Source organism: Microbacterium sp. 05T445 (genome assembly GCF_056395865.1).
The window spans coordinates 114,070-126,988 of record NZ_JBFTKJ010000001.1 but is presented as its reverse complement, the minus strand read 5'-3'; the positions used below and the strand labels follow the sequence as shown (position 1 = coordinate 126,988).

General features: G+C 71.8%; 9 protein-coding genes and 1 pseudogene. 8 read left to right on the top strand and 2 right to left on the bottom strand.

Features of this window, described 5'->3' with window-relative positions:
• The 7 genes and pseudogenes from glmU (at position 1) to AC1DDU_RS00605 (ending at position 8,904) form a co-directional block, all read left to right on the top strand.
• A complete protein-coding gene (glmU, locus tag AC1DDU_RS00635) occupies positions 1–1,473 on the top strand; it encodes a bifunctional UDP-N-acetylglucosamine diphosphorylase/glucosamine-1-phosphate N-acetyltransferase GlmU (RefSeq protein WP_477430696.1) in 1,473 nt (490 codons plus the stop codon).
• Positions 1,448–2,482 carry a ribose-phosphate diphosphokinase gene (locus AC1DDU_RS00630; protein WP_477430695.1) on the top strand — a complete coding sequence of 345 codons (1,035 nt, stop codon included), beginning with the start codon at positions 1,448–1,450 and terminating at the stop codon, positions 2,480–2,482. The genes glmU and AC1DDU_RS00630 overlap by 26 nt, the downstream gene beginning before the upstream one ends.
• Before the next feature lie 49 nt (positions 2,483–2,531).
• Entirely contained in the window at positions 2,532–5,285 is a 2,754-nt protein-coding gene (locus AC1DDU_RS00625) for a cation-translocating P-type ATPase (protein ID WP_477430694.1), read from the top strand.
• 85 nt (positions 5,286–5,370) lie between these two features.
• A complete protein-coding gene (locus AC1DDU_RS00620) occupies positions 5,371–5,853 on the top strand; it encodes an FMN-binding protein (protein ID WP_477433383.1) in 483 nt (160 codons plus the stop codon).
• A 3-nt stretch (positions 5,854–5,856) separates the two neighbouring features.
• Positions 5,857–6,789 carry an FAD:protein FMN transferase gene (locus AC1DDU_RS00615; RefSeq protein WP_477430693.1) on the top strand — a complete coding sequence of 311 codons (933 nt, stop codon included), beginning with the start codon at positions 5,857–5,859 and terminating at the stop codon, positions 6,787–6,789.
• Positions 6,786–7,340, top strand: a pseudogene (locus tag AC1DDU_RS00610) (MOSC domain-containing protein). Before AC1DDU_RS00615 ends, AC1DDU_RS00610 begins: the two are co-directional and overlap by 4 nt.
• A 1-nt stretch (position 7,341) precedes the next feature.
• Positions 7,342–8,904, top strand: coding sequence for an FAD-dependent oxidoreductase (locus AC1DDU_RS00605; protein ID WP_477430692.1), 1,563 nt, complete (start codon positions 7,342–7,344; stop codon positions 8,902–8,904).
• A gap of 15 nt (positions 8,905–8,919) precedes the next feature.
• Here AC1DDU_RS00605 and AC1DDU_RS00600 read toward each other — a convergent pair whose 3' ends face one another.
• Together AC1DDU_RS00600 and AC1DDU_RS00595 are read right to left on the bottom strand one after the other, a co-directional pair.
• Positions 8,920–10,500, bottom strand: coding sequence for a sensor histidine kinase (locus AC1DDU_RS00600; protein WP_477430691.1), 1,581 nt, complete (start codon positions 10,498–10,500; stop codon positions 8,920–8,922).
• Positions 10,497–11,225: a response regulator transcription factor gene (locus AC1DDU_RS00595; RefSeq protein ID WP_477430690.1), complete on the bottom strand. Its 729-nt coding sequence runs from the start codon at positions 11,223–11,225 to the stop codon at positions 10,497–10,499. Before AC1DDU_RS00595 ends, AC1DDU_RS00600 begins: the two co-directional genes overlap by 4 nt.
• 182 nt (positions 11,226–11,407) lie before the next feature.
• Between AC1DDU_RS00595 and AC1DDU_RS00590 the strand changes: the two genes are divergently transcribed.
• Positions 11,408–12,874 carry an ABC transporter permease gene (locus AC1DDU_RS00590; protein WP_477430689.1) on the top strand — a complete coding sequence of 489 codons (1,467 nt, stop codon included), beginning with the start codon at positions 11,408–11,410 and terminating at the stop codon, positions 12,872–12,874.
• Positions 12,875–12,919 lie beyond the last annotated feature (45 nt).

The window sequence follows — 12,919 nt, the reverse complement described above, 5'->3', positions numbered from 1 at the left end:
ATGACCGACACCACTCGTGACGACGACCTGGCCGTGATCGTCCTGGCCGCCGGCCAGGGCACGCGCATGAAATCCTCGCTGCCGAAGGTGCTGCACCGCATCGGCGGGCAGCCTCTTGTCGGGCACGTGCTCGAGCATGCCATGGCGCTCCGGCCCGAGCGCGTCGTCGTCGTCGTGCGCCACGAGCGCGATCTCGTCGCCGCCGCGGTGGTCGATGCCGCTCCCGGCGTGGTGGTCGTGGACCAGGATGAGATGCCCGGCACCGGCCGTGCCGTCGAGGTGGCGTTGGGCGCGCTCGGCGACTTCGGCGGCGACGTGCTGGTGCTCAGCGGCGACGTGCCCCTCCTCGACGTCGAGACGCTCGCGACGATGATCCGCACGCACCGCGACCGCGGGGTGGCGGCGACCGTGCTCAGCGCGCACGTCGACGACCCGACCGGCTACGGCCGGGTCATCCGCGACGCCGAGGGCGCCGTGGCGCGACTGGTGGAGCAGAAGGACGCGACCGTCGACGAGGCCGCGATCCTCGAGATCAATGCGGGGGTGTACGTCTTCCAGGCCCGGCCGCTGCGGGCGCACCTCGCGCACGTCGGCACCGCGAACTCCCAGGGCGAGAAGTACCTCACCGATGTCGTGGCGCTGCTGCGCGGCGACGGGCTGACCGTGGCCGCGCAGACGGCGCCGGATGCCGCAGCTGCCCTGGGCGTGAACGACCGCGTGCAGTTGGCGGAGGCCGCCCGCGTGCTCAACGCCCGCACGGTGCGGCGCTGGCAGCTCGAGGGTGCGACGATCGTCGACCCGGCGACGACCTGGATCGACGTGGACGCCACGCTCGCCCCCGACGTCACGGTCCTCCCGAACACGCACATCCTCCGCGCCACGACGATCGCCACCGGCGCGATCGTGGGTCCCGACACCAGCCTCGTGGACTGCGAGGTCGGCGAGGGCGCCACCGTCACGCGCACCGATGCGACCCTCGCGGTGATCGGCGCGGGCGCCACCGTCGGTCCCTTCGCCTACCTCCGCCCCGGCACCTACCTCGGCGACAAGGGCAAGATCGGCACCTTCGTCGAGACCAAGAACTCCACGATCGGCCGGGGCAGCAAGGTGCCCCACCTGTCGTACATCGGCGACACCACGATCGGCGTCGGCGTCAACCTCGGCGCCGGAGCGATCACCGCGAACTACGACGATCTGACCAAGCACCGCACCGAGATCGGCGACGAGGTGCACACCGGGTCGCACAACGTGTTCGTGGCGCCCGTTAGGATCGGAGATGGCGCGAAGACCGGGGCGGGGGCCGTCATCCGCAAGGATGTTCCCGCCGGTGCCCTGGCACTCAGCGTCGCCCCTCAGCGCAACGTCGAGGGGTGGGTCGAGAAGAACAGGCCGGGAACCGGGGCGGCGGATGTCGCTGCCAAGGCCCGTGGCGCACAGAAGGCGGACGATGGCGCGCAAGAAGAAGACCGTTGAGCTCGACCGGGCGAATGACATCGCCCCCGGATTGGTCGCGAAGACCAAGAAGCGCCTCGTGGTCGCACGCGGCAGCTCCCACCCCGAGCTCGCGGCGCAGGTCGCCGAGCAGCTGAGCACCGAGCTCGTCCCCACCGAGTACCGCACGTTCGCGTCGGGCGAGATCCTCACCCGGTTCGAGGTCTCGATCCGCGGCTGCGACCTGTTCCTGATCCAGAGCTTCGGCCCGCCGGTCAACGAGTGGATGATGGAGACCCTCATCATGCTCGACGCCGCCAAGCGCGCGTCTGCCAAGCGGATCACCGTCGTCGCTCCCTACTTCCCGTACTCGCGCCAGGACAAGAAGGGCCGCGGCCGTGAGCCGATCAGCGCGCGTCTGGTCGCCGACCTCTTCAAGACCGCGGGCGCCGACCGCGTCATGAGCGTGGACCTCCACGCCGCGCAGATCCAGGGCTTCTTCGACGGCCCCGTCGACCACCTGTTCGCCAAGCCGGTGCTGCTCGAGTACTTCGAGAACACGCTCAGCGCGGAGGACCGCGCGCGCCTGACCGTCGTGTCGCCCGACACCGGCCGCGTGCGCGTGGCCGACCAGTGGTCCGACAGCCTGGGTGCGCCGCTCGCGATCATCCACAAGCGCCGCGACCCGAACGTGGCCAACCAGGTGACCGTCAACGAGATCGTCGGCGCCGTCGACGGCCGTGTCTGCCTCCTGGTCGACGACATGATCGACACCGGCGGCACCATCGTGAAGGCTGCCGAGGCGCTCAAGGCCAACGGCGCGGTCAAGGTGATCGTCGCGGCCACCCACGCGATCTTCAGCGATCCGGCCGCCCAGCGCCTGCAGAGCCCGGCGATCGACGAGGTCGTGGTGACCGACACGGTGCCGATCCCCGACGAGAAGCGGTTCCCGAGTCTTACGATTCTGCCAATCGCACCGCTGCTGGCCCGCGCGATCCACGAAGTGTTCGAGGACGGCTCGGTCACCAGCATGTTCGACGGGGCCGCCTAGGCCGGAACCGGGTCGACACGGCGGCGGCGACGGGAAGGATGGAGCATCCATGACGCAGCCGCTGACCGAAGCCCGCCTGACCGTGCCGCGCCCGTGGGCGCTGCCGGCCGACGCCGTGCTCGCCCACCTCGAGGCCGACGCCGCGGGTCTGCGCACCGAAGAGGTGGCTGCCCGGCTCGAGATCGCGGGGCCGAACCGGCTGCCCGAGCCCACCCGCAGACCGGCGTGGCTGCGGTTCCTCGCGCACTTCAACGACACCCTGATCTACATCCTCCTCGGCGCCGCGGCGATCAAGGCGCTGATGGGCGACTGGCTCGACTTCTGGGTCATCATGGTCGTCGCGATCATCAATGCGGTGATCGGGTACATCCAGGAGGGGCGCGCCGAGAAGGCGCTCGCGGGCATCCGCGGCATGCTGTCGGCCGACGCGCACGCCCGCCGCGACGGCGGCTGGGTCACGGTGCCGGCGGCGGACCTCGTGCCGGGCGATGTGGTCCGGCTCATGCCCGGCGACAAGGTGCCCGCGGACCTTCGGCTGCTGCAGGCGTTCCAGCTGCGCATCGACGAGGCCGCGCTCACCGGCGAGTCGGTGCCGTCGTCGAAGACGAGCGACCCGGTGGGGGCCGAGGCGGGCGTCGGCGACCGCGGGTCGATGGCGTTCTCGGGCACCATCGTGAGCGCCGGGCAGGGCCGGGGTGTCGTCACCGCGACCGGACCCACGACCGAGCTCGGCCGCATCCAGAGCCTCGCCGACGAGGCCGAGGCGCTGGCCACCCCTCTCACCCGGCAGCTCGACGGCTTCGGACGCGTGCTCACCGTCGTGATCCTCGGCATGGCCGCGATCATGATGATGATCGGCCGCTTCCTGCACGGGATGCCGTTCCCCGACCTGATCTCGGCAGCGATCGGCTTCGCGGTGGCCGCCATCCCCGAGGGCCTTCCCGCCCTGGTCACGATCACGCTCGCGATCGGCGTGCAGCAGATGGCCCGCCACAACGCCATCACCCGCAAGCTCCCGGCGGTCGAAGCGCTCGGGTCGGTGACGACGGTGTGCTCCGACAAGACCGGAACCCTCACGCGCAACGAGATGACGGTGCGCCACATCGTCACCCCGCTCGCGCACTACGACGTCACGGGGCTGGGGTATGCGCCCGAGGGCGAGATCGTGCCGGCCGAAGGCTCGGCGGCGACCGACGGCGGCGACCTGGCGGCGATCCTCGCGATCGCGACGCTCTGCAACGACGCGCACATCGTCCGCGGCGACGACGGCGCATGGAGCCTGGTCGGAGAGCCGACCGAGGGCGCGCTCAAGGCCGTGGCCATCAAGGGCGGCGTCGGCAGCACCGGCGGTCGCCGGGTCGCGGTGATCCCGTTCGATTCGGCGAACAAGCTCATGGCGACGCTCAACGAAGGAGCGCGCTCCGGTGGCGAGGCGGGCGAGGTCTCGCGTGCGATCCTCGTGAAGGGCGCCCCCGACCGACTGCTGGAGCGCTCCCTCACCCAGCGGGGCGCCGACGGGGCGGAGCCGCTCGACGTGCGGCACTGGGAGGCCGCGGTGGCCGCGCTGAGCGCGCAGGGGCTGCGGGTGCTCGCCGCCGCGCGCAAGCCGGTGCGGTCCACCACCGAGGAGTTCGCCCTCGACGATCTGATCGACCTGGAGTTCCTGGGTCTGTGGGGGATCGTCGACCCGCCGCGGCCCGAGGCGATCGAGGCGATCGCCGACTGCCACACCGCCGGCATCCGCGTGAAGATGATCACCGGCGACCACGCCGGAACCGCTCTGTCGATCGCGCACGAGATGGGCCTGGCCGGCCCCGACGCCGAGGTGCTGACCGGCGCCGAGCTCGAGGCGCTCAGCCAGGAGCAGCTGCGGGAGGTCGTGCGCGACGTCGACGTGTACGCGCGCACCAGCCCCGAGCACAAGATCCGCATCGTGCGGGCGCTCCAGTCGCACGGCGAGGTCGTCGCGATGACCGGCGACGGGGTGAACGACGCCCCGGCCCTCACCCGCGCCGACGTCGGCATCGCGATGGGCATCAAGGGCACCGAGGCGACGAAGGAGGCGGCCGAGTTCGTCCTCGCCGACGACAACTTCGCGACGATCCGCAGCGCCATCGCCGAGGGCCGGCGCATCTACGACAACCTGCGCAAGTCGATCGTGTTCCTGCTGCCGACCAACGGCGCGCAGTCGCTCGTGATTCTCGTCGCCGTCGTCTTCGGGCTCGCGCTGCCGCTCACCAGCGTCCAGGTGCTGTGGGTGAACATGGTCACCGCCGTCACGCTGTCCCTCGCCCTCGCGTACGAGCCCGCCGAGCGCGGCATCATGCGCCGACCGCCGCGGGCCAGCGGCGGGCCGATCATCGATCGTGGCGAGCTCGGGTTCATCCTCGTGGTGTCGCTTCTCATCGGCGGCGCCGCGATGGGCGTCTTCTACGGTGTCGTCGCCACCGGCGTCGACATCGAGGTCGCGCGGACGGAGGCCGTGCTCATGCTCGCGTTCGGGCAGCTCGCCTACCTGTTCAACTGCCGGTTCCTCACGCGCTCGAGCCTCACGATCGACGTGCTGCGGGGCAACCGTGTCGTGTGGTGGTCGGCCCTCGCGCTGATCGTCCTGCAGCTCATCTACACGTATGTGCCGTTCATGAACGTGCTGTTCGAGTCGCGGCCGCTGGCGGCGGCATCCTGGATCCTGCCGTTGGTGGTCTCGATCGGCATCTTCCTCGCGGTCGAGGCCCTCAAGGCGCTGTTGCGCGCACGGGCGGCGTCGTCGCCCAGGGCGGGGACGCTCAAAGACATCTCATAGGAGCGGCTGACAGGATCGCATGTGGCTGCCCGTCGCCACCGCGGTGCGAGCCCGACCCATGCCGGACCCGAGCCAGGAGGACGTCATCATCCGCACCCCACTCGCCTCTCGCCCCGTCCGCGCCGGAGCGGCACTGACCGCCGCCGCCGGCATCGCGCTGCTCGCCGGCTGCGCGCCGACCGCCTCCGAGGCGGAGGAGCCGGCGGCCACCGACACCGGGTCTCAGCCGGACGACGCGGGTGCGACCGACGCGGGCTCCGCCGGGTCGGGTGCGTACGCCGACGGCACGTACACCGCGGACGGCTCGTACGCGACGCCGGAGTCGGTCGAGACGATCAGCGTCACGGTGACCCTCGAGAACGATGTGATCACCGCCGTAGAGGTGACCGGCGACCCGCAGAAGCGGGAATCCGAGCAGTACCAGGGCCGGTTCATCGGCGGCATCGCCGACGTCGTCGTCGGGAAGGACATCGACGAGATCCAGGTGAGCCGGGTCGCCGGGTCGTCGCTGACCAGCGGCGGTTTCAACGACGCCATCGACACGATCAAGTCCGAAGCGGCGAAGTAGGCCATGGACGCGGCGCCGGACGTCTGGCGCTTCGACGCGATCGGCACGGCGTGGGAGATCGTGTCGGAGCGGCCGCTGCCCGCGCCGCTGCGCCAGGAGGTGCAGGCCTGCGTCGACCTCTTCGACCGCACGTGGTCGCGCTTCCGCCTCGACTCGGCGGTGAGCGCGTTGGCTCACGGCGGCGAGATCACCGCTCCACCGGATGCCGCACCCATGCTCGACGCGTTCGCCGACCTGTCGGAGGCCACCGGGGGAGCGGTCAACCCTCTCGTGGGCGCCTCCCTGGACGCGCTCGGCTACGACGCCGACTACTCGCTGCGCGACCGTGACGCGCTTCCGGCGCCCGCCGACTGGCGTGATCGCCTGAGCTGGCGGGACGGCCGGCTCACCCTCTCCGGTCCGGCGACGATCGATGTCGGCGCCCTGGGCAAAGGGCGCCTGGTCGACCTCGTGTTCGCCGTCGTCGCCCGCACCACACGCGGCGACCTCACCGTCGACGCGGGCGGCGACCTCGCCGTGCGGGGCAGGCCGCAGCGCATCGGGCTCGAGCATCCCTTCCACCCCCGTCGTGCGATCGGCGTGTGGGAGGTGACGGATGCCGCGCTGTGCGCGTCGGCGATCAACCGGCGCGCGTGGCCCTCGGCCACGGGTGCCGCGCTGCACCACGTGCTCGACGCGCGCACCGGGCAGCCGGTGCGCACCATGGCCGCGACCTGGGCGGTCGCGGCAGACGCGATGACCGCCGACGCGGTCGCCACGGCGCTGTTCTTCGACGGCGGCCCGCAGTTGGCGCGCGAGTGGGGCGTCGAGTGGGTTCGCATGACGACCGATGGTCGTGTGGAGTGGTCGCCCGGCTGCCGCGCCGACCTGTTCCTGGGACCGGATGGCGGGGGCCGGACCGCGCCGGGTTCGCGACCGAATAGCCTGGAACGGTGACCGAGCCCCTCCCCGGACACGTCGTCGCGGTCTCCCGCGACGACGCGCATCGCTTCAGCAAGCCGACGCGCGAGAGCATCACCCTGATCGCCGGTGTCGGCGTGGAGGGCGACGCCCACGCCGGCGCCACCGTGCAGCACCTGTCCCGCGTCCGCCGCGACCCGACCACGCCGAACCTCCGGCAGGTGCACCTCATCCACGCCGAGCTGTTCGACGAGGTGGCCGGTCGCGGCCACGCCGTGCGGCCGGGCGAGCTCGGCGAGAACATCACCACGGCGGGTGTCGATCTGCTCGGGCTCTCGCGGGGCACGCGGCTGGCGATCGGGGACGACGCCGTGATCGAGATCACGTGACTGCGCAACCCCTGCGCGCAGATCAACGGGCTGTCGGAAGGACTCATGAAGGAGCTGGTCCACGTGGATGAGGCGGGCGACACCGTGCGGCTGGCCGGCGTCATGTCGGTCGTGCTCCAGGGCGGCGTCGTGCGCCCGGGCGACGGCATCCGCATCATCCCTCCTGCGGGCCGCCACGAGCCCCTGCAGGCGGTGTGACGTGGGGAACCTGACCGCCCTCTGGAACCGTGTCTTCGCGGTGCTCGGCCGGATGTCGATGTACCGCCTGGTCTACCTGGCGCTGGCGACGCTCGCCGTGGTCGCGCTGGTGCTGTCGCTGTTCGATCTCGTCGGTCCCGGCCCGCTGCCGCTGGTCGCGACGCTGGCGGTGCTCTCGGCGGTGTGCGTGGCGGTGGATGCCGCAGCCCAGCGCGTGCTGAATCTGCCGTGGCGGCTGGAGTCGTCGCTGATCACCGCGCACATCCTCCTCTTCGTGCTGCGACCGACCCTCGAGCTCGCGGGCCTTGCCGGCATCGCCCTGGCGGCCGCGGTGGCGTCGCTGTCGAAGTACCTGCTCGCCTGGCGCGGCCGGCACATCTTCAACCCTGCCGCCGTGGGCGCGACGGTGCTGACGCTGCTCGGCCTGGTGTGGCCCGGCCTCGGCGCGTCGGCCTGGTGGGTGGGCACGCCGGCGCTGGCCGCCCCCGTGATCCTGCTGGGGCTGGTCGTGCTGATCCGCACCGAGAAGGTGCGGGTCATCGCCGTCTTCCTCGTGATCGCGGTCGCGGTCTCGGTGATCCGCGTCGCGGCGCAGTACCAGGCCGTCGGGGTCGAGGTCGAGGTGCTCGACGTGCTGTGGCCGGTGCTGTGGTCCTCGCCGTTCCTGTTCCTGGGCGCGTTCATGCTGTCGGAGCCGCTCACACTGCCGCCGCGCCGCTGGCAGCAGTTCACGGTGGCAGCGGTGGTCGGCGTGCTCGCCGGGTGGCCGATCCCGATCGGCGACATCACCCTCGGCCAGGAGCGGGCGCTGCTGGTGGGCAACCTCGTCGCGTTCGCCTTCGCGGTGCGCACCGCCGTGCGCCTGACGCTCGTCTCGCGGACGGAGCCGACGCCCAGCGTGCAGGAGCTGACCTTCCGCGTCCACGACCGGCTGGCCTTCCTGCCGGGGCAGTACCTCGAGCTCGAGGTGCCGCACCGTCACCCCGACGCCCGCGGCACGCGGCGGGAGTTCAGCATCGCGTCGGCGCCCGAGGACCTTCCGCTGCTGAAGGTGGCCTTCAAGGAGGGCGACAACGCCAAACCGCTGAGCTCGTACAAGAAGGCCCTCGCGCAGGTGCAGCCGGGCGCGGCGCTGGCGATCACCGGCGTGTGGGGCGACTTCCTGCTGCCCAAGCGCGACGCCGCACCGATCCTCATGGTGGCCGCCGGCATCGGCGTGACGCCCTTCGTGTCGCAGCTGCGTCACGTGCACGCGGCCGACCTCGAACGCGACATCGTGCTCGTGTACGTGGCATCGGATGCCTCCGAGCTCGCCTATCGCGAAGAGATCGAGGCATCCGGTGCCCGTGTGCTGGTGTTCACCCGTGACCGGCCCGCCGACCTGCCCCCGCATTGGCAGTGGGCGCAGGGTGTGCGGCTGGACGCCGCCGGACTCGTGCGCGTCGTCCCCGACATCGGCGCACGCCACGCGTACATCTCGGGTCCTGCGGGACTCATCGCCGAGCTCGCGCCGGCGCTGGAGCGCGCCCGCTCGATCACGACCGACGCCTTCAGCGGCTACTGATTCCGGTGCGTCCGGTCAGTCGGCCCTCGGGTCGGCGGGCCGGGCGGGCAGGCGCACCTCGAAGGTCGTGTCGCCGGGGGCGCTGTCGACGCGGATGCTGCCGCCGTGCGCTTCGGCGATCGCCCGCGCGATCGACAGCCCGAGGCCGGTGCCGCCGGTCTGGCGGGCGCGCGACCGGTCGGCGCGGGAGAACCGCTCGAACAGCTCGTCGGCGATCGCGGGGTCGATGCCGGGCCCGTCGTCGTGCACGCGGAGGACGGCGTCGCCCCCGTCGCGGGTGACGCCCACGGTGATCGTCGTGCCCGCAGGGGTGTGCGTGCGCGCGTTGGCGAGGAGGTTCGCGGCGACCTGGTGCAGTCGCCCCGCGTCGCCGGCGATGAGCACCGGCTCGTCGCCCACCTCGAGCACCCAGATGTGGTCGGGGCCGGTCGGCCTGGCATCGCCGACGGCGTCGACCGCGAGGCGCGTGAGATCCACCGTGCCGTAGACGAGCTCCTGACCCTCGTCCAGCCGGGCGAGCAGGAGCAGATCCTCGACGAGCGAGGTCATCCGCAGCGACTGCGCCTGGATCCGCTGCAGCGACGACTCGGTGGTCGCGATGGTTGCGGTGCCCTGGTCCATCCCGAGCGCCTTCAGCGACAGCTCCGAGTAGCCGCGGATCGACGCCAGCGGCGTGCGCAGCTCATGGCTCGCGTCCGCGACGAACGCGCGCATCCGCTCCTCGTTGCGCTGGCGCGCCGCGAGCGACTCGTCGACGTGGTCGAGCAGGGCGTTGAGGGCCTCGCCGACGCGGCCGACCTCCGTGCGCGGATCGGCCTCGCGAGGCGGCACGCGCTCGGCGATGGACACCTCGCCCTGGTCGAGGCGCTGCGCCGACACGCGTGACGCGGTGTCGGCGACGGCGCGCAGCGGAGCCAGGCCCCGGCGGATCGTCCACGCCGTCGCGACGGAGAGCAGGATGAGGCCGCCGGCGGTGAGCAGCCCGATCGTGATCAGCATCCGCGTGAGGGTCGCGGTGACGTCCTCCCGCGACAGGCCCACGAGTGCGAACGTGCCGCCCATCTGGAGGGGCTCCACGCGGTACGTCCCGAGGTCCTCGACGGTGACGACGAGCTGCCCCTGCTGGCTGCGCAGGCTGTTGCTGATCTCGGCGATCTGGTCGTCGTCCAGTGCCATCACGCCGTCGGTGGTCATGACCGCTGCGGTGGCTGCCCCCGGCAGCGTCTGGATCGCCAGGAAGTAGCCCGGCAGCTGCGGCTGCTGGGTGAGGATCTGCTCCGCGGTGAGGCCGCTGGCAGCCCCCTGGGCCACGAGGAGCGTCGACCGTCGGGCTGCCGACTGCACGTTGTCGTTGAGCTGCGTCTCCAGCACCTGCCCCAGGATGGCGCTGGTCGCTACCGCGACCAGCACGAGGATGAAGGACGTGATCGAGACCACGGTGACGATGAGCTTGCGCTGCAGCGTCCACGGGTGGCGCCGCGGTGGAGCGGCGTCCTCCGCGTCGGCGGGAGCGGATGCCGCATCCTCTGCCGGCGCGCCCGCCGTCGCGGCATCCGCCTCGGGCACGTCGGTCTCGCGGGTCGCGTCGGGCGTCACTGCGGCGCCTTGATCATGTAGCCGACGCCGCGCACGGTGTGGATGAGGGGCTCGTGGCCCGCGTCGATCTTCTTGCGGAGGTAGGAGATGTACAGCTCGACGACGCTGGAGCGGCCGCCGAAGTCGTAGTTCCACACGCGGTCGAGGATCTGCGCCTTCGACACCACGCGGCGCTGATTGCGCATGAGGTAGCGCAGCAGCTCGAACTCGGTGGCGGTGAGCTCGATCTCCTGGCCCGCACGCTCGACCTCGTGGCTGTCCTCGTTGAGGCTGAGGTCGCCGACGCGCAGGATCGGCTCGGCACCGGCCGCGTGGGCGGTGCCGGCGCGACGCATCAGGCCCCGCAGCCGCGCGACGACCTCCTCCAGGCTGAACGGCTTGGTGACGTAGTCGTCGCCGCCCGCGGTGAGGCCCGCGACGCGGTCGCTCACGGCGTCCTTCGCCGTCAGGAACAGCACCGGCACGTCGTCGCCGGCCTGCCGCAGCCGCTGAAGGACGGCCATGCCGTCGAGGTCGGGCATCATGACGTCCAGCACCATCGCGTCGGGCTCGAACTCGCGCGCCGACTGCAGCGCCTCGAAGCCCGAGCCGGCGGTGCGGACGTCCCAGCCCTCCATCCGCAGCGCCATCGACAGCAGGTCGGTGAGCATCTGCTCGTCGTCGACCACGAGGACGCGCAGCGCGGTGCCGTCGGGACGAAGGAGGGCGGGGGAAGCGCTCGTCATGCGTCCATTGTGACCCCCTACCTATGCGGTTCCTATGGAGCGCGCTATGCGCCGGCTGTGAACCGACGGCGATCGCCGATGCCGTCCCTCATCACCGGCTCATAGCTCGTGCCGACGGCGCGCATGAGAGCGGTCCCTAGCGTCCCTTCGATGGCCGGCATCCCGCCGGCAGGAGGAGACCCATGTACATGACCTATCTGCGGCGGGAGCTGGCCGGCCGCAAGAAGCAGACGATCATCGTCGCCGCCGGGCTCGCGATCGCGATCGCGCTCGTGATGATCGTGAACTCGCTGGCGGCGGGCGTCCGCGACGCGCAGGCGGAGGCGCTCGAGTCGGTCTACGGCGTCGGCACCGACCTCACGGTCACGGGAGCCCAGGCCGAGCCCGGGCAGGGCGGGGCGCGGTTCGAGTTCGGGCAGGACGGCGGGACGACGGGCGAGGACGGCACCACTGAACTGAGCCAGTCCCGCCTGATCACAGACCCGATGCGCTCGACGCTGGATGCTGCGGCGCTGGACACGGTCACCGGCGTCGACGGCGTGACGGCGGCGTCCGCGGCGCTGAGCCTGACCAACATGACCTTCTCGGGCGAGCTGCCGTCGGCACCCGGCACGTCGGACTCCGGCGCGGCGGAGCAGGCGCAGCCGCCGCAGCAGGGCGAGGGCGGCGGCGGATTCGCCGGCGGGGCGTTCGGCGTCGACTCGTTCAGCGTGCTGGGCCTGGACCCGGGGGCGGACGCGGTCGGCCCGCTGTCGGCCGTGGAGCTCACCGACGGCCGCGGTCTCGAGGCATCCGATCAGGGCGAGAACGTCGCGGTGCTCGACGCGACGTACGCCTCGACCGCCGAGCTCGCGGTGGGCGACACGATGGACGTCGGCGGCGAGGACTTCGAGGTCGTCGGCATCGTCGGGTCGACCTCGGACCAGGCCGACACCGCCGCGGACGTCTACATTCCGCTCGACGTGGCGCAGGAGCTCTCGGGCGCCGGCGACGTGATCTCGACGGTGTACGTGCAGGCGGACTCCTCCGACGCGATCTCGTCGGTGGAGTCGGCCATCGAGGAGCAGCTGCCGGACGCCACCGTCAGCTCGCAGAACGATCTCGCCTCGACGGTGTCGGGCTCGCTCTCCAGCGCGTCGGCCTTGATCACGAACCTCGGCACCTGGCTGTCGATCATCGTGCTCGCCGTGGCGCTCGTGCTCGCGGTGCTGTTCACCATCTCCGGCGTCTCGCGCCGCACCCGAGAGTTCGGCACGCTCAAGGCGATCGGCTGGTCCAACGGCCGCGTCGTCGGCCAGGTCGCGGGCGAGTCCGTGGTGCAGGGGCTGATCGGTGGGGCCGTGGGCCTCGCCATCGGATTCATCGGCATCTGGGTGATCAACTTCGTCTCCCCGACGATCTCGACCGCACCTACGGCGCAGACCTTCGGCCCCGGCGGCCAGGGCGGCGGACCCGCCGGCGGCGGGTTCGCCACCATCGGCGGACCCGGCCAGCAGTCGGCCGACATCGTGCTGCAGGCTCCGGTGACGCTCTGGGTGGTCGTGGCCGCGGTCGCGATCGCGGTGCTCGGCGGTCTCCTCGCGGGCGCGTTCGGCGGCTGGCGCGCAGCGCGACTCAGCCCGGCCGAAGCACTCCGATCGGTGGGCTGAGGCATCCATGAGCGAGATCACGCGTCCGCAGGCACCGACATCCAC

Excerpts from the sequence above, each read along its gene's own strand:
- glmU (WP_477430696.1), top strand. The coding sequence starts at position 1 with ATGACCGACACCACTCGTGACGACGACCTGGCCGTGATCGTCCTGGCC.
- AC1DDU_RS00630 (WP_477430695.1), top strand. The coding sequence starts at position 1,448 with ATGGCGCGCAAGAAGAAGACCGTTGAGCTCGACCGGGCGAATGACATC.
- AC1DDU_RS00625 (WP_477430694.1), top strand. The coding sequence starts at position 2,532 with ATGACGCAGCCGCTGACCGAAGCCCGCCTGACCGTGCCGCGCCCGTGG.
- AC1DDU_RS00615 (WP_477430693.1), top strand. The coding sequence starts at position 5,857 with ATGGACGCGGCGCCGGACGTCTGGCGCTTCGACGCGATCGGCACGGCG.
- AC1DDU_RS00595 (WP_477430690.1), bottom strand. The coding sequence starts at position 11,225 with ATGACGAGCGCTTCCCCCGCCCTCCTTCGTCCCGACGGCACCGCGCTG.
- AC1DDU_RS00590 (WP_477430689.1), top strand. The coding sequence starts at position 11,408 with ATGTACATGACCTATCTGCGGCGGGAGCTGGCCGGCCGCAAGAAGCAG.